At 70.9% G+C, this 19,908-nt stretch carries 18 protein-coding genes and 1 pseudogene; 13 read left to right on the top strand and 6 right to left on the bottom strand.

Going from position 1 to position 19,908, the window contains the following annotated elements; genetic code table 11:
- Positions 1–178 precede the first annotated feature (178 nt).
- The 3 genes and pseudogenes from OG542_RS35110 to OG542_RS35100 form a co-directional block, all read left to right on the top strand.
- Positions 179–1,246 (top strand): annotated as a pseudogene (locus OG542_RS35110) (type III polyketide synthase); the annotation flags it as partial.
- A 1-nt stretch (position 1,247) separates the two neighbouring features.
- Entirely contained in the window at positions 1,248–2,462 is a 1,215-nt protein-coding gene (locus OG542_RS35105; RefSeq protein ID WP_261679748.1) for a cytochrome P450, read from the top strand.
- Positions 2,463–2,468: 6 nt separating this feature from the next.
- Complete coding sequence (locus OG542_RS35100) at positions 2,469–2,990, top strand: cupin domain-containing protein (protein WP_311130094.1); 522 nt, start codon at positions 2,469–2,471, stop codon at positions 2,988–2,990.
- Here OG542_RS35100 and OG542_RS35095 read toward each other — a convergent pair.
- The gene (locus OG542_RS35095; protein WP_328416149.1) at positions 2,987–4,213 is read right to left on the bottom strand and encodes an acyl-CoA dehydrogenase family protein; all 1,227 of its coding nucleotides are present in this window, start codon (positions 4,211–4,213) and stop codon (positions 2,987–2,989) included. The two genes, OG542_RS35100 and OG542_RS35095, sit on opposite strands and share 4 nt — an antisense overlap.
- 175 nt (positions 4,214–4,388) lie before the next feature.
- Between OG542_RS35095 and OG542_RS35090 the strand changes: the two genes are divergently transcribed.
- On the top strand, positions 4,389–5,033 hold the full coding sequence (locus OG542_RS35090; protein ID WP_328416147.1) for a TetR family transcriptional regulator: 645 nt from the start codon (positions 4,389–4,391) through the stop codon (positions 5,031–5,033).
- A 97-nt stretch (positions 5,034–5,130) separates the two neighbouring features.
- On the opposite strand, the gene def is transcribed toward OG542_RS35090, so the two are convergent.
- Positions 5,131–5,670: a peptide deformylase gene (def, locus tag OG542_RS35085; protein WP_328416145.1), complete on the bottom strand. Its 540-nt coding sequence runs from the start codon at positions 5,668–5,670 to the stop codon at positions 5,131–5,133.
- Between the two features lie 159 nt (positions 5,671–5,829).
- On the opposite strand from def, the gene OG542_RS35080 reads away from it, so the two are divergent.
- From OG542_RS35080 to OG542_RS35060, 5 genes are all read left to right on the top strand, one after another.
- On the top strand, positions 5,830–7,068 hold the full coding sequence (locus tag OG542_RS35080; RefSeq protein ID WP_097215311.1) for a MurT ligase domain-containing protein: 1,239 nt from the start codon (positions 5,830–5,832) through the stop codon (positions 7,066–7,068).
- Positions 7,069–7,091: 23 nt separating this feature from the next.
- The gene (locus OG542_RS35075) at positions 7,092–7,820 is read left to right on the top strand and encodes a type 1 glutamine amidotransferase (protein WP_311130097.1); all 729 of its coding nucleotides are present in this window, start codon (positions 7,092–7,094) and stop codon (positions 7,818–7,820) included.
- A 203-nt stretch (positions 7,821–8,023) separates the two neighbouring features.
- Positions 8,024–9,049, top strand: coding sequence for a 6-phosphofructokinase (locus OG542_RS35070; RefSeq protein WP_311130098.1), 1,026 nt, complete (start codon positions 8,024–8,026; stop codon positions 9,047–9,049).
- Positions 9,050–9,211: 162 nt separating this feature from the next.
- Positions 9,212–10,162 carry a cytochrome c oxidase assembly protein gene (locus OG542_RS35065; RefSeq protein WP_261679742.1) on the top strand — a complete coding sequence of 317 codons (951 nt, stop codon included), beginning with the start codon at positions 9,212–9,214 and terminating at the stop codon, positions 10,160–10,162.
- An 80-nt stretch (positions 10,163–10,242) separates the two neighbouring features.
- Positions 10,243–10,422 carry a hypothetical protein gene (locus tag OG542_RS35060; protein WP_184599225.1) on the top strand — a complete coding sequence of 60 codons (180 nt, stop codon included), beginning with the start codon at positions 10,243–10,245 and terminating at the stop codon, positions 10,420–10,422.
- A 4-nt stretch (positions 10,423–10,426) separates the two neighbouring features.
- Here the strand turns inward: OG542_RS35060 and OG542_RS35055 are convergent, their stop codons facing one another.
- Genes OG542_RS35055 through OG542_RS35040 form a run of 4 tightly spaced genes read right to left on the bottom strand, consistent with a single transcriptional unit; the run spans position 10,427 to position 14,502 of the window.
- Entirely contained in the window at positions 10,427–11,632 is a 1,206-nt protein-coding gene (locus OG542_RS35055) for a sensor histidine kinase (RefSeq protein ID WP_328416139.1), read from the bottom strand.
- Positions 11,629–13,344, bottom strand: a complete 1,716-nt coding sequence (locus OG542_RS35050; protein ID WP_328416137.1) for a sodium/solute symporter — start codon at positions 13,342–13,344, stop codon at positions 11,629–11,631. Before OG542_RS35050 ends, OG542_RS35055 begins: the two co-directional genes overlap by 4 nt.
- A 10-nt stretch (positions 13,345–13,354) precedes the next feature.
- Positions 13,355–13,750, bottom strand: coding sequence for a hypothetical protein (locus tag OG542_RS35045; protein ID WP_328418232.1), 396 nt, complete (start codon positions 13,748–13,750; stop codon positions 13,355–13,357).
- Between the two features lie 2 nt (positions 13,751–13,752).
- Entirely contained in the window at positions 13,753–14,502 is a 750-nt protein-coding gene (locus OG542_RS35040; protein WP_184599228.1) for a LytR/AlgR family response regulator transcription factor, read from the bottom strand.
- A gap of 78 nt (positions 14,503–14,580) precedes the next feature.
- Between OG542_RS35040 and OG542_RS35035 the strand changes: the two genes are divergently transcribed.
- The 4 genes from OG542_RS35035 (at position 14,581) to OG542_RS35020 (ending at position 19,884) form a co-directional block, all read left to right on the top strand.
- Positions 14,581–15,066: an Lrp/AsnC family transcriptional regulator gene (locus OG542_RS35035; protein WP_184599229.1), complete on the top strand. Its 486-nt coding sequence runs from the start codon at positions 14,581–14,583 to the stop codon at positions 15,064–15,066.
- A 157-nt stretch (positions 15,067–15,223) separates the two neighbouring features.
- Complete coding sequence (gene ddaH / locus OG542_RS35030) at positions 15,224–16,054, top strand: dimethylargininase (protein ID WP_328416135.1); 831 nt, start codon at positions 15,224–15,226, stop codon at positions 16,052–16,054.
- A complete protein-coding gene (gene rocD, locus OG542_RS35025) occupies positions 16,051–17,304 on the top strand; it encodes an ornithine--oxo-acid transaminase (protein WP_328416133.1) in 1,254 nt (417 codons plus the stop codon). The genes ddaH and rocD overlap by 4 nt, the downstream gene beginning before the upstream one ends.
- A 114-nt stretch (positions 17,305–17,418) precedes the next feature.
- The gene (locus OG542_RS35020) at positions 17,419–19,884 is read left to right on the top strand and encodes a SpoIIE family protein phosphatase (protein WP_328416131.1); all 2,466 of its coding nucleotides are present in this window, start codon (positions 17,419–17,421) and stop codon (positions 19,882–19,884) included.
- Positions 19,885–19,908 lie beyond the last annotated feature (24 nt).

The following is a 19,908-nucleotide window of genomic DNA, read 5'->3' as shown; positions in this document are numbered from 1 at the left end:
CTCCGTCGTGGGGGAAGTGTCGGGACGGGTCTGCCCCGAGCCTGGCACGGCGTCCCCGAGATGGCGTAGTCCGGCGCGAACTCGACGCCCCACCGGGTGATCGTGGGTGGACCACCCTCTGAGGTGAACCACCTTCTGACCGGGAGGCGAAGGGTCTCCCGGGAGGCGAAAGCAGGCACGGTTCATGGCGACTTTGTGCAGACCCTCGGTGTCCGTTCCAGAGCACGTGATCACGATGGAGGAGACGCTTGAGCTGGCGCGTGAGCGCCACGCCGATCATCCCCAACTGCCGCTGGCCCTCAGGCTGATAGAGAACACCGGTGTGCGCACGCGGCACATCGTCCAGCCCATCGAGGAGACCCTGAAACACCCGGGGTTCGAGGAGCGCAACAAGCTGTACGAGGCCGAGGCGAAGGCGCGGGTGCCCGCGGTCATCCAGCAGGCCCTCGACCACGCCGAGCTGCTCACCACCGACGTGGACGTGATCATCTACGTGTCGTGCACGGGCTTCATGATGCCCTCGCTCACGGCCTGGCTGATCAACGAGATGGGCTTCGACCCGACCACCCGGCAACTGCCCATAGCCCAGCTGGGCTGCGCGGCCGGCGGGGCGGCGATCAACCGGGCGCACGACTTCTGCACGGCCTACCCCGAGGCCAACGCGCTGATCGTGGCCTGCGAGTTCTGCTCGCTGTGCTACCAGCCCACCGACATCGGTGTCGGCTCGCTGCTGTCCAACGGCCTGTTCGGTGACGGTATCGCGGCCGCCGCGGTCCGCGGGCGGGGCGGCGAGGGCATCAGCCTGGAGCGCAACGGCTCGTATCTGATCCCGAAGACCGAAGAGTGGATCATGTACGACGTACGGGCGACGGGCTTCCACTTCCTGCTCGACAAGCGGGTGCCGGCCACCATGGAGCCGCTCGCCCCGGCGTTGAAGGAGCTGGCGGGAGACCATGGCTGGGACGCCTCCGACCTGGACTTCTACATAGTCCACGCGGGTGGTCCCCGAATACTCGACGACCTCAGCACCTTCCTGAAGGTCGACCCGCACGCCTTCCGCTTCAGCCGGGCCACGCTCACCGAGTACGGCAACATCGCCAGCGGTGTCGTCCTTGACGCGCTGCGCCGGCTCTTCGAGGAGGGCGGCGCCCAGCACCGGGCACGCGGGCTGCTCGCCGGGTTCGGACCCGGCATCACCGCCGAGATGGCCGTGGGCCGCTGGCACCGCGCGGACGAGACGATGTGAGATGAGCGAAGAGACGATCACCGAAACGCTGCCCCCGGTCCGGAACTGGCCCGCGCTCGACCTGTCCGGCGCGGACTTCGACCCGGTCCTGCGGGAGCTGATGGACGAGGGCCCGGTCACCCGCGTCAAGCTGCCCAACGGCGAGGGCTGGGCCTGGCTGGTCACCCGCTACGACGACACGCGGATGGTGACCAACGACCCGCGCTTCAGCCGCGAGGCCGTCATGGACCGGCAGGTCACGCGGCTCGCACCGCACTTCATCCCGGCCCGTGGCGCGGTCGGCTTCCTGGACCCGCCGGACCACACCCGGCTGCGTCGCAGTGTCGCCGCCGCGTTCACGGCGCGCGGGGTGGAGCGGGTGCGCGAGCGGTCCCGCCGCATGCTGGCGGAACTGGTCGACGAGATGCTCCAGGACGGCCCGCCCGCCGACCTCACGGCGGCCGTGCTGAGCCCGTTCCCCATCGCGGTCATCTGCGAGCTGATGGGGGTCCCGGCCGCCGACCGGCAGGACATGCACAGCTGGACCCAGCTGATCCTGTCCTCCTCGCACGGCGCCGAGGTCAGCGAGAAGGCCAAGCAGGAGATGAGCTCCTACTTCGCCGATCTGATCGGCGTACGCGAGGGCAGCAAGGGCGAGGACGTCGCGTCCCTGCTCGGCGCCGCCCTGGGCCGTGGCGAGATCACCCTGGAGGAAGGGGTGGGACTCGCGGTGCTCCTCCAGATCGGCGGCGAGGCGGTCACCAACAACAGCGGCCAGATGTTCTACGTCCTGCTGACCCGGCCCGACCTGGCCGACCGGCTGCGCGCCGAGCCGGAGATCCGCCCTCAGGCCATCGACGAACTGCTGCGCTGGATCCCCCACCGCAACGCGGTCGGCTTGTCGCGGATCGCCTTGGAGGACGTGGAGATCAAGGGCGTGCGGATCCGGGCGGGCGACGCGATCTACGTGTCGTACCTGGCCGCGAACCGCGACCCCGACGTCTTCCCCGACCCGGAGACTATCGACTTCCTGCGCAGCCCCAACCCCCATGTGTCCTTCGGGTTCGGCCCGCACTACTGCCCGGGCGGCATGCTGGCCCGGCTGGAGTCGGAACTCCTGGTCGACGCGCTTCTCGACGGCGTTCCGGGCCTGCGGCTCGCCGTACCCGCCGAAGAGGTGCCCTTCAGGAAGGGCGCGCTGATCCGCGGGCCCGAGTCCCTGCCCGTGACGTGGTGAGCGGGGATGACGACGAGGGAAGGGCTGCTCGTACCGCCCGGCCACGGCCGGGTGGTACAGGCCCCTGCCCAGCACGTCACCTTCAAGGTGACCGGCTCGCACTCGCGCATGGCCTCCACCTTCGAGGTGGTCGTACCGCCGGGCTTCGACGTCGGCGCCCATGTGCACACCCGCAGTGAGGAGTTGTTCTACGTGCTCGAAGGCGAGCTGGACGTCCTCGCCTTCGAACCGCGTATCCGTACCCCCGACAACTGGCGGCAATGGGAGTCCGCTTCGGGCAACCGGGTGGTGCGCGCGACGCCGGGAACGGTGATCGTCGTACCCCCGGGCTGCCCGCACGCGTTCGCCAACCCGACGGACGAACCCGCGAAGATGTTCTTCCAGGCGAGCCCGCCGCCGGATCACGAGCGGTACTTCGAGGAACTGCTGGAGATCCTCGGCAGCGGGGGTCCGCCGGATCATGCGGCGATCCGGGAGCTACGGGCGAGGTACGACATCGAGCAACTGACGCCGCTCAGACATCGTTAGCGGATGGGCGTGCCGGCCAGGGTCCGGGCGATGACCAGTCGCTGGATCTCACTCGTGCCCTCGAAGATCGTGTAGATCGCGGCGTCGCGGTGCATCCGCTCCACCGGGTACTCCCTGGTGTAGCCGTTGCCGCCGAGGATCTGGATCGCCTGGCCGGTGACCTGCTTGGCCGTCTCGCTCGCGAACAGCTTGGACATCGAGCCCTCGGCGGCGGTGAACGGCTTGCCGTTGACCGCCATCCAGGAGGCGCGCCAGACGAGGAGCCGGGCCGCGTCGATGGACGTCCGCATGTCGGCGAGCTGGAACGCCACGCCCTGGTTGTCGATGATCGGCCGGCCGAACTGCTCGCGCGTCTTCGCGTAGTCGAGGGCGACTTCGTACGCGGCCCGGGCGGTACCGACCGCCATGGCGCCGACGGCCGGGCGCGAGGCCTCGAAGGTGGCCATGGCGGCGTTCTTCACCCGCTCCCCGCCCTGCTTGGCCTTCTCCCGGGCACGGGCGAGCCGTTCGTCCAGCTTCTCCTTGCCGCCGAGCAGGCAGGAGCCGGGAACGCGCACGTTGTCCAGGATGACCTCGGCGGTGTGCGAGGCACGGATGCCGTGCTTCTTGAACTTCTGCCCCTGGGCCAGTCCCGGTGTGCCCGCCGGGACGATGAAGGACGCGTGCCCCTTGGAGCCGAGTTCCGGGTCGACCACCGCGACCACGACATGGACGTTGGCGATGCCGCCGTTGGTCGCCCAGGTCTTGGTGCCGTTGATCACCCACTCGTCCTTGGCCTCGTCGTACACGGCCCGCGTACGCATGGAGGCCACGTCGGAGCCGGCGTCGGGCTCGGAGGAGCAGAAGGCGGCGACCTTGACATCGCTCGCGTCGCCGTACATCTGGGGGATCCAGGTGCCGATCTGCTCCTCGGTGCCGTTGGCGAGGACGCCGACGGCGGCGAGACCGGTGCCGACGATGGACAGGGCTATGCCCGCGTCGCCCCAGAAGAGTTCCTCCATCGCCATGGGGATACCGAGGCCGGTGGGGTCGAAATACTGCTGGGCGTAGAAGTCCAGGGAGTAGATGCCGACCTTGGCGGCCTCCTGGATGACCGGCCAGGGAGTCTCCTCACGCTCGTCCCATTCGGCGGCCGCGGGTCGGATCACATCGGCGGCGAAGCCGTGCAGCCAGTCCCGGACCTCCTTCTGTTCGTCGTTGAGCTCCATGGTGAAATCGGCCATGTCGTCCCCTCCAGCGGCGGCACACGTGCATGTTACTTGCGGTAACACCATCCTGTTACCGGTGGGTAGTCGAAGTCAACTCCTACCGACCGGTCGGCACCCGTTCGATGTCCGGTGCATGCTTGAGTGTTAGTTTGCGCTGGCGTCAGCGAATCAGCACGGGTGGGGAGAGCACATGGACACCACGCAGCGGACCGATCAGCAACGGTCCGCCGACCGTCGGCGGCGTGAGCTGCTGGAGGCCGCCGACCGGGTGGTGCTGCGCGACGGCCCGCACGCCTCGATGAACGCGATCGCCGCGGAGGCGGGCATCACCAAGCCGATCCTGTACCGGCACTTCGGCGACAAGGGCGGACTTTACGCGGCCCTTGCCAAGCGCCACACGGACGCGTTGCTGGACTCACTGCGAGCGGCGCTCGACGCGCCGGCGGACCGGCGGGAGCGGGTCGAGGCGACGTTGGACACGTACCTCGCGGCGATCGAGCTGCGGCCTCAGGTGTACCGGTTTCTGATGCATCCGGCGGAGGGGAGCCAGCCGGGTGATCAGGGGTTCGATGTTGGCAAGCACAGTGCGCCGTTGTTGCGGCGGATGGGTGAGGAACTCGCGCAGGTCATCGAGGACCGGCTGGATCTCGGGCCGGGCGGGCAGCAACTGGCGCGGGTGTGGGGGCATGGGATTGTCGGCATGATGCACGCTGCCGGGGACTGGTGGCTCGGGGAACGGCCATGTTCCCGTAGTGAATTGGTGCGGAGCCTTGCCGACCTGTTGTGGGGACGTCTTGCGGCGGCCGGGGACAGGGTGGGCGGCCCGGGGTTCTGACCGTCGTGTTCCGTGTGCGGGCCGGCGGGGGCCCGTCGCGCCCACGCGGCGGAGCCGCATATCGAACACAGCCCCGCGCCCCTGAGGTACGAACAACTCAGGCATTCCAGGAAGCCCGGGCCACCTGGCGCATCAACTTGCGGTGGCGGCGGCCCGTCAGATGGTCCGCGTAGATACGGCCCTCCACGTGGTCGTACTCGTGCTGCAGGCAGCGGGCGAAGAAGCCCGTGCCGTGGACGGTGACCGGGTCTCCGGTCACCGTGAGACCCTCGACCACCGCGTGGTCGTGGCGTTCCGTGCCCGCTTCCAGGCCCGGCAGGGACAAGCAGCCCTCCGGGCCCCGGATGACCACTCCGTCGGCATCGACCAGGCGCGGGTTCACCACGTGACCGAGGTGTCGGACATCCTCGTCGTCCGGGCAGTCGTAGACGAAGACCCGCAGCGACTCGCCGATCTGGTTGGCGGCGAGGCCGACGCCCTGGGCGGCGTACATGGTCGCGAACAAGTCCTCGACGAGCCGGGCCAGTTCGGGGCCGAAGTCGGTGACCTCCGCGCAGGGCGTGTGCAGGAGCGGGTCGCCGTGCAGCGTGAGGGGTCTCACGCGACCGTGGGCGCCGGGGATGGGGCTGTGTCGCATGGCGGCAAGAGTAAGGTCCATGTCGGTCCGCGCCTCCCACACGAGTTCGCCACAGTGCCGCGGTTCGGGAGTGCTAATGGATCTCGATAGGCTGAGGTCCACACCACGTGGCCGTCAGGCTTCAAGGCGCGGCGCGTACGCAAGGAGGATCGAGAACTGATGGCAGGCAACTCGGACCCGCTCTCGCCGCGGGCCAAGCTGGCCGTGACCGCGGGCAAGGCGGTCGCAGCGGCATCCCGTGCCGCGGGACGCGGCAGCGGTTCGGTGATCGGCGGCCGGGTGGCGCTCAAGCTCGACCCCGACCTCCTCGCCCGGCTCGCGCAGAACCTGGACGTGATCCTGGTCTCCGCGACGAACGGCAAGACCACCACCACCCGGCTCATCGCCGAGGCACTGCGGGCGGCCGGGCCGGTCGTCTCCAACGCGCTCGGCGCCAACATGCCGGCCGGCATCACCTCGGCGCTCGCGGGCAGCTCGGACGCGCGGTACGGCGTGATCGAGGTCGACGAGAAGTACCTCGCCGGCGTCGCCCGGGACACCGCCCCGAAGTGCATCGCCCTGCTGAACCTCTCCCGCGACCAGCTCGACCGAGCCGCCGAGACCCGGATGCTCGCCGAGAACTGGCGGGAGGGACTCGCGGGTTCCAAGGCCGTGGTCGTGGCCAACTGCGACGACCCGCTGGTGGTGTGGGCGGCGTCCTCCTCCCCCAACGTGATCTGGGTCGCCGCCGGGCAGATGTGGAAGGACGACGCCTGGTCCTGCCCGTCCTGCGGTGGCGTGATGCAGCGCCCGGGCGACGACTGGTTCTGCGGTGAGTGCGGCTTCCGCCGTCCGACGCCGAGCTGGGCGCTCTCCGGCGACCACGTCCTCGACCCGCACGGCTCGGCCTGGCCGATCCACCTCCAGCTGCCCGGCCGCGCCAACAAGGCCAACGCCGCCTCCTCGGCCGCCGTCGCCGCCGTGTTCGGGGTGCCGCCGCAGGTCGCGCTGGAGCGCATGTACCAGGTGCAGGCGGTGGCCGGACGGTACGACATCGTCCAGTTCCAGGGCCGTGACCTGCGGCTCCTGCTCGCGAAGAACCCTGCGGGCTGGCTGGAGACGTTCTCGCTGATCGACCCGCCGCCGACCCCGGTGATCCTCTCCGTGAACGCGCGCGGCGCCGACGGCACCGACACCTCCTGGCTGTGGGACGTCGACTACACGCGCCTGACCGGTCACCCGATCTGCGTCGTGGGCGACCGACGGCTGGACCTGGCGGTGCGCCTGGAGGTCGCCGACCAGCACTTCCAGGTCTACGAGAACCTCGACCAGGCCGTGGCGGCGTGCCCGCCGGGCCGGATCGAGGTCATCGCCAACTACACGGCGTTCCAGGACCTGCGCCGCCGCGTCGGCAACTGAGCACGAGACGTCAGGGGACTTTTGTGAGCGACAACCAACTGCGGGTCGTCTGGATCTATCCCGACCTGCTCAGCACCTACGGCGACCAGGGCAACGTCCTCGTCGTGCAGCGCAGGGCCCAGCAGCGCGGCCTGGACGTGGCCCGGCTGGACGTGCGCAGCGACCAGCCGATCCCGACCTCCGGCGACATCTACCTGATCGGCGGCGGCGAGGACCGCCCGCAGCGGCTCGCGGCCGAGCGGCTGCGCCGGGACGGCGGTCTGCAGCGGGCCGTGGAGAACGGCGCCATCGTGTTCTCCGTGTGCGCCGGCTACCAGATCCTCGGCCACGAGTTCATCAACGACCTCGGCCAGCGCGAGCCGGGCCTCGGGCTGCTGGACGTGGTGTCGGTGCGCGGCGAGGGCGAGCGGTGCGTCGGTGACGTGCTGGGCGACATCGACCCGCGCCTCGGTCTGCCCCCGCTGACCGGCTTCGAGAACCACCAGGGCGTCACCCACCTGGGCCCCACCGCCCGCTCGCTCGCCCAGGTGCGCTTCGGCAACGGCAACGGCACGGGCGACGGCACGGAGGGCGCGTACAACGACACCGTCTTCGGCACGTACATGCACGGCCCGGTGCTCGCGCGCAACCCGCTCATCGCGGATCTGCTGCTGAAGCTGGCGCTCGACGTCAACGCGCTGCCGCCGACCGACGACCGCTGGTACGAGGCACTCCGCGACGAGCGCATCGCGGCTGCTCAGCAGCCTGCGTAGGCACTGCGTCGCAGCCTGCCCGAGGTACGCGTCAACCTGCTGGTCAACAGCCCGTCTGACGGCACATCCGCACAGGTGAGCGGGGTAGTCCAGCAGGCGGACGTGCGGTTCGGTCCCGCCCCTTCCTGACGCTAGGGTGGCGGGAATTCGAGCCGGACAACGTGGTCCGGTCCCCGGCCCACGTTGAGAAGGTATTTCGGGCTATGCGTATTGGTGTCCTCACGTCCGGCGGCGACTGCCCCGGCCTGAACGCCGTCATCCGGTCCGTCGTACACCGCGCCGTCGTGGACCACGGCGACGAGGTCATCGGCTTCCGGGACGGCTGGAAGGGCCTCCTGGAGTGCGACTACCTCAAGCTCGACCTCGACGCGGTGGGCGGCATCCTCGCCCGCGGCGGCACGATTCTCGGGTCCTCCCGGGTCCAGCCCTCCCATCTGCGGGACGGTGTGGAGCGGGCCAAGGGCCATGTCGAGGAGCTCGGCCTCGACGCGATCATCCCCATCGGCGGTGAGGGCACGCTCAAGGCCGCCCGGCTGATGTCGGACAGCGGTCTGCCCGTCGTGGGTGTGCCGAAGACCATCGACAACGACATCGCGGTCACGGACGTCACCTTCGGCTTCGACACGGCCGTGGGGGTGGCGACCGAGGCCCTGGACCGGCTGAAGACCACCGCCGAGTCCCACCAGCGGGTCCTGGTGGTCGAGGTCATGGGGCGGCACACCGGCTGGATCGCGCTGCACTCCGGCATGGCGGCCGGCGCGCACGCCATCGTCGTTCCCGAACGGCCCTTCGACATAGAGGAACTGACCCGGCGGGTCGGCGCGCGGTTCGAGGCGGGTAAGCGCTTCGCGATCGTCGTCGCGGCGGAGGGGGCCAAGCCCCGGGCCGGGAGCATGGACTTCGACGAGGGTGGCAAGGACATCTACGGGCACGAGCGCTTCGCCGGGATCGCGCGGCAGCTGTCCGTGGAGCTGGAGGGGCGCCTCGGCAAGGAGGCCCGGCCGGTGATCCTCGGGCATGTGCAGCGGGGCGGGACGCCGACCGCGTACGACCGGGTGCTGGCGACGCGGTTCGGGTGGCATGCGGTGGAGGCCGTGCACCGGGGTGAGTTCGGGCAGATGACCGCGCTGCGGGGGACCGACATCGTGATGGTGTCGTTGGCCGAGGCCGTGAAGACGCTGAAGACCGTGCCTGAGGATCGGTACGACGAGGCGGAGTGCGTTCTCTGAGGCTGTGCTGATCTGCCGGGTGCGGGTCGTGTGTGGCTTGTCGCGCAGTTCCCCGCGCCCCTAGGGCACCGTACCGCCCCCGGTCGTAACCGCGACCGGGGGCAGTTCTAGTCTTGGGGCGGACAGATTGCTGCACACCCCCACGAAACAGGAGCCGGCGGAATGGATCACAGCGGGCACGGCATGACCATGGATCTGCCGCCGTTCACGCTGGGACGAGGGCTGGAGTGGTCGGCGGACCCGTTCTTTCTCGTCGCCTGCCTGGTCGGTCTGGGGCTGTACGGCTGGGGTGTCGTGCGGCTGGTGCGGCGCGGGGACAAGTGGCCCGTGGGGCGGACGGTCGCCTTCGTCATCGGTGTGCTGACCATCGCGCTCATGATGTGCACCCGGCTGAACGACTACGGCATGGTCATGTTCAGCGTCCACATGGTGCAGCACATGGTGATCAGCATGGTGTCGCCGATCCTCATCCTGCTCGGCGCCCCGATCACGCTGGCGCTGCGCGCGCTGCCGACGGCGGGTCGCGGGCGCAAGGGCCCCCGCGAGCTGCTGCTGATGTTCCTGCACAGCCGGTACATGCGGATCATCACGCACCCGGCGTTCACGATCCCGCTGTTCATCGCGAGCCTGTACGGGCTCTACTTCACGCCGCTCTTCGACACCCTGATGGGTTCCAAGCCGGGGCACATCGCGATGATGGTGCACTTCTTCGCCGTCGGCCTGGTGTTCTTCTGGCCGATCATGGGCGTGGACCCGGGGCCGCACCGCCCCGGCTACCTGATGCGGATGCTGGAGCTGTTCGCGGGCATGCCGTTCCACGCCTTCTTCGGGATCGCGCTGATGATGGCGTCCGAGCCGATGGTCGGGACGTTCGAGAACCCGCCCGCCTCGCTCGGAATCGAGGCACTCGCCGACCAGAACGCGGCGGGCGGCATCGCCTGGGCGTTCAGCGAGATCCCGTCCGTGCTGGTGCTGGTCGCGCTGCTGTTCCAGTGGTACGCCTCCGACCAGCGCCAGGCCAGGCGCACGGACCGGGCCGCCGACCGTGACGGGGACAAGGAGCTGGAGGCGTACAACGCCTATCTGGCCTCGTTGAACGCGCAGGGGCGCTGAAGCCCGCTCTCGCAAGGACCGTGCGCGCCGGGCGTCCACCAGGCACCATGGAGGCATCGGACCACGAGAAGGGTGTTGCGATGCCCGGTTCCACGAACGGTTCAAACTCGACCAAGACCATGGGAGTGCTCACCGTCGGCGGCCTCGTCGTGGTGACGGGCTACACGGTGGCGCTGGGGAGCAATGGCTGGCTGTGGTTCGGCTGGGTCGTCCTGGGCCTGATCACCTTGGGATTGGTGGTCACCACACGCAGTACCTGACGGCTCACTCCCGGGTTAGCCGGCCCGCCGAATGCACGCCCGGCTGGTACTTCGGGATCCGGACGGTGATCTTCATGCCCGCGCCCGTGGCGGTCTCGATGACGAGGCCGTAGTCGTCGCCGTAGACCTGGCGGAGCCGGTCGTCGACGTTGGAGAGCCCTATGCCGCCCGAGGGGCTCACCTCGCGGGCGAGGATGCGGCGCAGCAGGCCGGGGTCCATGCCGGCGCCGTCGTCCTCGATGACGACGAGTGCCTCGGCGCCCGCGTCCTGGGCAGTGATCTGGATGCGGCATTTGTCGGCCTTGCCCTCCAGCCCGTGTTTGACGGCGTTCTCGACGAGCGGCTGGAGGCAGAGGAAAGGCAGGGCGACGGGCAGCACCTCCGGGGCGATCTGGAGGGTGACGGAGAGGCGGTCGCCGAAGCGTGCCCGCACAAGCGCCAGATAGTGGTCGATGGCGTGGAGTTCGTCGGCGAGGGCGGTGAAGTCGCCGTGCCTGCGGAACGAGTAGCGGGTGAAGTCGGCGAATTCCAGGAGCAGTTCGCGGGCGCGCTCGGGGTCGGTGCGGACGAACGAGGCGATCACCGCGAGCGAGTTGAAGATGAAGTGCGGGGAGATCTGGGCCCGCAGCGCCTTGATCTCGGCCTCGATGAGGCGGGTGCGGGACTGGTCCAGGTCGGCCAGCTCCAGCTGGACGGACACCCAGCGGGCCACCTCACCGGCGGCCCGGACCAGAACCGCCGACTCACGGGGCGCGCAGGCGACGAGGGCGCCGTGCACACGGTCGTCGACGGTGAACGGGGCGACGACCGCCCAGCGCACCGAGCAGTCGAGGATGTCGCAGGTGAGCCGGAAGGCCTCGCCGCGGCCGGTGTCCAGGGCGGCCGCGAGGCGTTCCATGATCTCGGTGCGGTGGTGGGCTCCGTCGCCGTCCCAGACCAGGACCTGCTCGCGGTCCGTGAGGCAGAGGGCGTCCGTGCCGAGCAGGGAGCGCAGTTTGCGGGCGGACTTGCGGGCGGTCTCCTCGGTCAGGCCGGCCCGCAGCGGGGGTGCGGCGAGGGAGGCGGTGTGCAGGGTCTCGAAGGTGGCGTGCTCGACGGGAGTGCCGAGGCCGCCGAGGCTCTTCGCCCGTGCGGTGCGCCGGCCCAGCCAGACCCCGGCGGCCAGCACCGGGAGGACGGCGACGCACACACCGGCCAGGAATCCGCTCATGGCGTCTTCACCTCCGTGCGCAGTTCCTCGGGCAGATGGAAGCGAGCCAGGACGGCCGCCGTACCCGGGGGCACCCGGCCGGGTGTCGCCAGGGAGACCAGGATCATGGTGAGGAAGCTCAGCGGTACCGACCACAGGGCGGGCCAGGCGAGCAGCGCGTGCAGCGCGCCCTTGCCCGGGTAGCCGGCCATGGTCGCGGCGACGGCGAGCAGGGCGGAGCCGCCGCCGACCAGCATGCCTGCGGCAGCGCCGGGCGGGGTGAGCCGCCGCCACCAGATGCCGAGGACGAGCAGCGGGCAGAACGAGGAGGCGGACACCGCGAAGGCGAGCCCGACCGCGTCGGCGACCGGGAGCCCGCCGACGAGGACGCTCGCCGCGAGGGGCACGGCCATGGCGAGGACCGTCCCGAGCCGGAAATGGCGTACGCCCCGGGACGGCAGGACGTCCTGGGTGAGCACGCCCGCGACCGCCATGGTCAGCCCCGAGGCCGTGGACAGGAAGGCGGCGAAGGCACCGCCCGCCACCAGCGCGCCCAGCAAATCCCCGCCCACTCCCCCGATCATGCGGTCGGGCAGCAGCAGGACGGCGGCGTCCGGGTCTCCGGTGAGGGTGAGTTCGGGGGCGTAGAGGCGGCCGAGTGCGCCGTAGACGGGTGGCAGGAGGTAGAAGGCGCCGATCAGGCCGAGGACCGCGACGGTGGTGCGGCGGGCGGCGACGCCGTGCGGGCTGGTGTAGAAGCGGACCACGACGTGCGGCAGGCCCATGGTGCCGAGGAACGTGGCGAGGATCAGCCCGTACGTGGCGTACAGCGGGCGTTCCCCGCGGCCCTCGTCCTGCGAGGGCGACAGATCGCCGCCGCCGCTGCGCTCGGCCGCGGGGACGGTCGCCCCCGCGGCGAAGGTGAGCTCGGTGCCCCGTTCGATGTGGTGGGTGCCGGCGGGGAGTTCGAGGCGGGTATCGGTGTGCGTACGGCCGTCCACGGTGCCGGTCACCGTGACCGTCAGCGGTCTTTCGAGCGTGAGGGCGACGCTGTCGTCCACGCGGACGACGCGCTGTTCGCGGAAGGTGGCCGGTTCGTCGAAGGCGTGGCGCGGGGCTCCGTCGTGCTGCCAGGCGAGGACCAGGAAGAGGGCGGGGACGAGCAGGGCGGTGAGTTTCAGCCAGTACTGGAAGGCCTGCACGAAGGTGATGCTGCGCATGCCGCCGGCGGCGACGGTGGCGGTCACGACGACGGCGACGATCACTCCGCCGAGCCAGTCGGGGGCTCCGGTCAGCACGGTCAGGGTCAGTCCGGCGCCCTGGAGCTGGGGCAGCAGGTACAGCCAGCCGACGCCGACGACGAAGGCACCGGCCAGTCGCCGTACCGCCTGGGAGGCGAGGCGGGCCTCGGCGAAGTCGGGGAGGGTGTAGGCGCCGGAGCGGCGCAGCGGGGCGGCGACGAAGAGCAGCAGGACCAGGTAGCCGGCGGTGTAGCCGACCGGGTACCAGAGCATCTCGGGGCCCTGGACCAGGAGGAGTCCCGCTATGCCGAGGAAGGAGGCGGCGGAGAGGTACTCGCCGCTGATGGCGGCGGCGTTGAGGCGGGGGCCGACGGTGCGGGAGGCGACGTAGAAGTCGGAGGTCGTGCGGGAGATGCGCAGACCGAAGGCGCCGACCAGGACCGTCGCGACGACGACCAGGGCGACGGCGGGTATGGCGTAGCTGGAGTTCATGTGTGCGGCTTCAGCGGTCTTCGACGAGGCGTACGAAGTCGCGTTCGTTGCGCTCGGCGCGGCGGACGTACCAGCGGGCGAGCAGGACGAGCGGGGCGTAGAGGCCGAAGCCGAGGACGGCCCATTCGAGGCGGCCGGTGCCGGGCGTCGCGGCGAACAGCAGCGGCAGCGGTCCGACCAGCAGGCCGAGGATCGCGAGCACGGCGAGGGCGGCGCGCAGTTGGGTGCGCATCAGGGAGCGGACGTAGGTGTGGCCGAGGGTGGTCTGCTCGTCGATCTCGGTGCGCGGGCGGTAGTAGCCGGAGGCCTGGGGGTACCTCCCGCGCGAGCGAAGCCGAGCGTGGGGGACGGTGCGGCGGGGCGGGGCGGTGACGACGACGCGGCGTTCGGTGTGGTCCTGGGGCACTGTCACGGCCTCCTCATGAGCAGGTCGCGCAGTTCGCGCGTATGGCGCCGGCTGACCTGGAGTTCCTCGGAGCCGACGAGGACGCTTACGGTGCCCGCGTCGAGGCGGAGTTCGCCGATATGGCGCAGGGCGACGAGGTGGCGGCGGTGGATGCGGACGAAGCCGCGGGAGCGCCAGCGCTCCTCGAGGGTGGACAGCGGGATGCGGACCAGATGGCTGCCCTTGCCGGTGTGCAGCCGGGCGTAGTCGCCCTGGGCCTCGACGTGGGTGATGTCGTCGACGGCGACGAAGCGGGTCACGCCGCCGAGCTCGACGGGCAGGTGGTCGGGGTCGGGTTCGTGCACGGGTATGCGCGGGGCGGCGCCGCGCAGCTCGGCGGCGCGGCGGACGGCCTCGGCGAGGCGTTCCTTGCGGACGGGCTTGAGGACGTAGTCGACGGCCTTGAGGTCGAAGGCCTGGACGGCGAAGTCCTCGTGGGCGGTGACGAACACGACGAGCGGGGGCCTGGCGAACCCGGTGAGCAGCCGGGCCATGTCGAGGCCGTCGAGGCCGGGCATCTGGATGTCGAGGAAGACGACGTCGATCGCCTCGGGGCCGCCAGGACCGGACTCCAGGGCGCGATTGATGCGGCGCAGCGCCTCGGTCGCGTCGCCGGCGCCCTCCGCGCTGCCGATGCGGGGGTCCGCCTGCAGCAGGTAGAGCAGTTCCTCCAGCGAGGGGCGTTCGTCGTCGACAGCCAGGGCACGCAGCATGAACCCGGAGTGTAGGGGGCGATCCGTGCGTCTGGACATGTGCTGGGGGTGCACGTTCCCGCTGGATACAGTGCCCGCATGAACAGCAGGTCCACGCCGTTCGACGAACTCGACCGGAAGATCATCACCGCGCTGATGGCGAACGCCAGGACGTCCTTCGCCGAGATCGGCACGGCGATCGGGCTGTCGGCCACGGCGGTCAAACGCCGGGTCGACCGGCTGCGCGAAACGGGTGTGATCACCGGTTTCACGGCCACGGTGAAGCCGTCGGCGCTGGGCTGGCGCACGGAGGCCTACGTCGAGGTGTACTGCGAGGGCGCGGCCCCGCCGCGGCGGCTCGCGGAGGTCGTGCGCGACTACCCGGAGATCACGGCGGCGATGACCGTGACCGGCGGCGCGGACGCGCTGCTGCATGTGCGGGCGCGGGACGTGGAGCACTTCGAGGAGGTGCTGGAGCGGATCCGCCAGGAGCCGTTCATCCGCAAGACGATCAGCGTGATGGTGCTGTCGCATCTGCTCCCGGAGAGTCCGGAGGCGGGGGCCAGCCATCCCGCGCCGGAATAGCGCCGGAGGCCGCGCATCAGGCGTGCGTCGGCCGGTCTCAAGACGCAGCGTTCCTGCGTGAAGACGCAACTGATGTTTCTTGTGGACCGCCTCCATCACTTCCTACCTTGGTGTCAACCCTCAGTCACACACCGTTAGGAAGCGGAGGGACCCCTCTGTGCCCGACTCCCGTGTGCCGCGCCGGCGGCGCTACCTCGTCTGCGAACCCAGACACTTCGCCGTGCAGTACGCGATCAACCCCTGGATGCATCCCGACGAACCCGTCGATGTCATCCGCGCCCTGGACCAATGGCAGGCACTGGTGGACGCATACCGCGTCCACGGCCATACCGTGGACAGTGTGAAACCCGTTCCCGGCCTGCCCGACATGGTCTTCGCCGCGAACGCGGCGGTCGTCGTCGACGGCCGCGTCTTCGGCTCCCTCTTCCACGCGCCCGAGCGCCGTCCCGAGTCCGTGCCGTACGAGGCGTGGTTCAAGTCGGAGGGCTACGACGTCTACCACCCCGAGTCGGTGTGCGAGGGCGAGGGCGACCTGGTGCCCGCCGGGCGCTGGATCCTGGCCGGGACGGGTTTCCGTACCACCCGGGAGGCCCACAGCGAGGTGCAGGAGTACCTGGGGATGCCGGTGATCAGCCTGACGCTGGTGGACCCGTACTTCTACCACCTGGACACGGCGCTGTTCGTCCTCGACGAGGGGCACGACGGGAACATCGTCTACTACCCCGAGGCGTTCTCTCCGGGCAGCCGCGAGGTGCTGGCCCGGCTGTACCCGGACGCGGTGATCGCCACCCGCGAGGACGCGATGGCGTTCGGGCTCAACTCCGTCTCCGACGGGCGCCATGTGTTCATCTCACCGGGGGCGACGGCCCTGGCCGGGCAGCTCGCCGACCGTGGCTACGTCCCCGTCCCCGTCGACCTGTCCGAGTTCCACAAGGCCGGTGGCGGCATCAAGTGCTGCACCCAGGAGATCCGGGAGATCCGTCCATGACCGCACCTGTCCGTACCCAGGGCTCGCCGGAGACCCGTGGCTCGCAGGAGACCCGTGGCTCGCAGGAGCTCATCCGCGCGGAGGAGCCGGTCCTCGCGCACAACTACCACCCGCTGCCGGTGGTCGTCGCCCGCGCCGAGGGCACCTGGGTGGAGGACGTGGAGGGGCGGCGCTACCTCGACCTGCTGGCCGGCTACTCGGCGCTCAACTTCGGCCACCGGCATCCGGCGCTGATCGAGGCGGCACATCGCCAGCTCGACCGGCTGACCCTCACCTCGCGCGCCTTCCACCACGACCGGCTCGCCGAGTTCGCCGAGCGGCTGGCCGCGTTGACGGGTCTGGACATGGTGCTGCCCATGAACACCGGTGCGGAGGCGGTGGAGAGCGCGGTGAAGGTGGCCCGCAAGTGGGCCTACGACGTCAAGGGCGTCCCGGACGGCCGGGCGACGATCGTGGTCGCCGCGGACAACTTCCACGGCCGTACGACGACGATCGTCAGCTTCTCCACGGACGAGACGGCGCGGCAGGGTTTCGGTCCCTTCACGCCGGGCTTCCGGATCGTGCCGTACAACGACCTGACCGCGCTGGAGGCGGCGGTCGACGAGACGACGGCGGCGGTGCTGATCGAGCCGATCCAGGGCGAGGCGGGGGTGATCATCCCGGACGACGGTTACCTGACCGGCGTGCGTGAGCTGACCCGGCGGAAGGGGTGTCTGTTCATCGCCGACGAGATCCAGTCCGGGCTCGGCCGTACCGGCGGCACGCTGGCGGTGGAGCACGAGTCGGTGGTGCCGGACGTGGTGCTGCTGGGGAAGGCGCTGGGCGGTGGCATCGTGCCGGTGTCGGCGGTGGTGGCGCGCCGGGAGGTCCTCGGCGTGCTGCGGCCGGGCGAGCACGGCTCGACCTTCGGCGGCAACCCGCTGGCGGCCGCGGTCGGCACGGCGGTGGTCGAACTGCTGGAGACGGGCGAGTTCCAGCAGCGCGCGGCCGAGCTGGGCGCCACCCTGCGGGAGGGCCTGACCGAGCTGGTCGGCAAGGGCGTCGTCGGCTTCCGCTCGCGCGGCCTGTGGGCGGGCGTCGACATCGACCCGGCCCTCGGCACCGGACGTGAGGTCAGCGAACGCCTCATGCGGGAGGGAGTCCTGGTCAAGGACACCCACGGCTCCACGATCCGCCTGGCGCCTCCGCTCACGATCACGGGCGAGGAGCTCGCGGGGGCGCTCGCGACGCTGGAGAGGGTGCTGGGGTAAGGCAGCGCCGCGGCCGCCCCGGCCGGACCCGCCCAAGCCGCCCCCGCACGCGGGAAAGGGTGAAGATGGGGGCAAGAGGTGGTAGACCACTCTCAGCGACAGAGAGGTCGGCCGGTGGGCGCACACGAGGAGTACGGCGTTGCCCGGCGGCGGTTCGACGTGGCCGACGCCGTGCCCCTGCTGCTCGATCCGCAGGGCGTGGTGACGGGCTGGACCGATGACGCCAGGCGGCTGCTGGCATATCCGGCTTCCGAGGCGGTCGGCAGGAAGCTGTCCGATCTGCTGGCGGCCGAGGACGCGGAGCGTGTGCCGGACCTGGTCGAGCGCTGCCGCAGGGACGGCGGCTGGACGGGGCTGCTGACGGCCCGCACCAAGAACGGGCAGCCGGTGCGGGTCGTGGCCCGGATCGCCTCGGCCGAGGAGGCGCACGGCGGCTCGCGCTGGCTCGTGCTCCTGTCGAAGGTGGCCGACGCCCCCGGCTGGTACATGAGCCGTACGGTGCTTGAGCAGATGGTGGCCGACGCCCCCATCGGCATCGCCATCGTGGACACCGACCTGCGTTTCGTGTGGTCCAACGCCGCCCTGGAGCAGTTCGGCGGCGGGCCGGCACCACGACGGCTCGGCCTGCGCTTCGCGGACGTCCAGCCGGGCATGGACGCCCAGGCGGTCGAGGCGCAGATGCGGCACGTTTTGGAGACCGGCGAGGCGGTCGTCGGGTACGAGCACGTGGGCCATGTGCGGTCGGCGCCGCTGCGCGAGACGGCCCACATGCTGTCGTTCACCCGGCTCGAGGATGACCGGGGCCATCCGATCGGCGTGTACTACACGGTCGTCGACATGACCGAGCGGCACCGCGCGCGGCAGCGGCTGGCGCTCCTCGACCGGGCAGGCGAGAGCATCGGCCGCAGCCTGGACCTCATGCGCACCGCGCAGGAGCTGGCCGACGTGGCCGTGCCGGGAGTGGCCGACTTCGTCACCGTGGATCTGCTGGAGGCGGTGCTGCGGGGCGCCGAGCCGACTCCCGGGCCGCTCGCGGACACGGAGCCGGTAGAACTGCGCCGCGCCGGCCAGCGGTCCGCGGAGGACGACCTCCCGCAGGGCGCCCTCGAGGTCGGCGACGTCGCGACCTACCTGGCCGGGTCGCCTCCGGTCCGCAGCCTGACCACGGGACGCTCCTGGCGTGCGGACCGGCTCGATCCGGTGACCCGGGAGTGGGCCACGGACCTCCCGGAAGGCCGGCGGACCGTCACTTTTCTGGAGCTGGACCTGTACAGCGTGATGACCGTGCCGATCCGGTCGCGGGGCACCACCCTGGGCGTCACCACCTTCTTCCGGCGCCACCGCCGGGAGCCCTTCGACGAGGAGGATCTGCACCTGGCCGAGGACCTCGTCGCCCGTGCGGCCGTCTGCCTGGACAACGCCCGGCGCTACACCCGCGAGCGTGAGGCCGCCCTCGTCCTGCAACGCAGTCTGCTCCCCCACCGGCTGCCCGAGCAGGACGCCGTCGAGGTGGCCGCGTGCTACCGGCCGGCCGACGAGCTGACCGGCCTGGGCGGCGACTGGTACGACCTCATCCCGCTGTCCGGCGGCCGCGTCGCGCTCGTCGTGGGCGAGGTGCCCGGGCACGGCATCGACGCCGCGGCGGCCATGGGGCAGCTGCGGACCGCCGTACGGACCCTGGCCGCTCTGGACCTGCCACCCGAGGAGGTGCTGGGGCACCTCGACGACCTGGTGGCGCGGTCGGCGCGGGAGGAGGGCGTCGAACCGGGCGCGGCGGGCGCTGACGGCGCGCGGCCGTCGTCCGTGGGCTCCGGGTGCCTGTACGTCGTCTACGACCCGGTCGACGGCGGCTGCACGATGGCGGCCGCGGGCCACCCCGCCCCGGCCGTGGTCGCGCCCGACCGCTCGGTCACGTTCGTCGATCTGCCGCAGGGGCCGCCGCTCGGCGTGGGCGGTCCGCCCTTCGAGGCGGTCGAGCTGTCCCTCGCGGAGGACAGCACGCTCGCCCTGCACACCGACGGGCTGCTGGCCCGGGGCGAGACCTGGGCCGTCGACACCGGCCGGGAACGGCTGCGCAGGGCTCTGGAACAGGCGGGCCCGCTCGAGTCGTACTGCCTGACCGTGGTCGACGCGCTGGTCCCGGCGCGCCCGTACGACGACGTGGCCCTGCTGATGGCCCGGACGAAGCGTCTCGGCACCGAGCAGGTCGCGGCCTGGGAGCTGCCCTCCGACCCGGCCGTCGTCGCCGACGCCCGCCGCACGGCCACCCGGCAGCTGGCGCACTGGGGCCTGGACGAGCTGGTCTTCACCACGGAGCTGGTGGTGAGCGAGCTGGTCACCAACGCCATCCGGTACGCCACCGGGTCGATCCGGCTCCGGCTGATCCGGGAGCGCGCCCTGGTCTGCGAGGTCTTCGACGGCGGGGCCACAGCGCCCCATCTGCGCCATCCCCGTACGACGGACGAGGGCGGGCGCGGACTGCTGCTGGTCTCCCAGCTCACCCAGCGGTGGGGCACCCGGTTCGTCGCCGACGGGAAGATCATCTGGGCTGAGCAGTCGCTGACGGACCTCACGGAGTGAAACCCCGGGCCAGGTTCGGCCATA

It is taken from the genome of Streptomyces violaceus (assembly GCF_036014075.1).
GTDB lineage: Bacteria > Actinomycetota > Actinomycetes > Streptomycetales > Streptomycetaceae > Streptomyces > Streptomyces violaceus.
The sequence above is the reverse complement of the archived record's forward strand: the minus strand, read 5'-3'. Positions and strand labels throughout refer to the sequence as shown.

Bases quoted from the DNA above. Each gene is read 5' to 3' on its own strand.
- OG542_RS35105 (WP_261679748.1), top strand. From the start codon at position 1,248: ATGAGCGAAGAGACGATCACCGAAACGCTGCCCCCGGTCCGGAACTGG.
- OG542_RS35100 (WP_311130094.1), top strand. From the start codon at position 2,469: ATGACGACGAGGGAAGGGCTGCTCGTACCGCCCGGCCACGGCCGGGTG.
- OG542_RS35095 (WP_328416149.1), bottom strand. From the start codon at position 4,213: ATGGCCGATTTCACCATGGAGCTCAACGACGAACAGAAGGAGGTCCGG.
- OG542_RS35090 (WP_328416147.1), top strand. From the start codon at position 4,389: ATGGACACCACGCAGCGGACCGATCAGCAACGGTCCGCCGACCGTCGG.
- def (WP_328416145.1), bottom strand. From the start codon at position 5,670: ATGCGACACAGCCCCATCCCCGGCGCCCACGGTCGCGTGAGACCCCTC.
- OG542_RS35080 (WP_097215311.1), top strand. From the start codon at position 5,830: ATGGCAGGCAACTCGGACCCGCTCTCGCCGCGGGCCAAGCTGGCCGTG.
- OG542_RS35070 (WP_311130098.1), top strand. From the start codon at position 8,024: ATGCGTATTGGTGTCCTCACGTCCGGCGGCGACTGCCCCGGCCTGAAC.
- OG542_RS35065 (WP_261679742.1), top strand. From the start codon at position 9,212: ATGGATCACAGCGGGCACGGCATGACCATGGATCTGCCGCCGTTCACG.
- OG542_RS35060 (WP_184599225.1), top strand. From the start codon at position 10,243: ATGCCCGGTTCCACGAACGGTTCAAACTCGACCAAGACCATGGGAGTG.
- OG542_RS35055 (WP_328416139.1), bottom strand. From the start codon at position 11,632: ATGAGCGGATTCCTGGCCGGTGTGTGCGTCGCCGTCCTCCCGGTGCTG.
- OG542_RS35050 (WP_328416137.1), bottom strand. From the start codon at position 13,344: ATGAACTCCAGCTACGCCATACCCGCCGTCGCCCTGGTCGTCGTCGCG.
- OG542_RS35040 (WP_184599228.1), bottom strand. From the start codon at position 14,502: ATGCTGCGTGCCCTGGCTGTCGACGACGAACGCCCCTCGCTGGAGGAA.
- OG542_RS35035 (WP_184599229.1), top strand. From the start codon at position 14,581: ATGAACAGCAGGTCCACGCCGTTCGACGAACTCGACCGGAAGATCATC.
- rocD (WP_328416133.1), top strand. From the start codon at position 16,051: ATGACCGCACCTGTCCGTACCCAGGGCTCGCCGGAGACCCGTGGCTCG.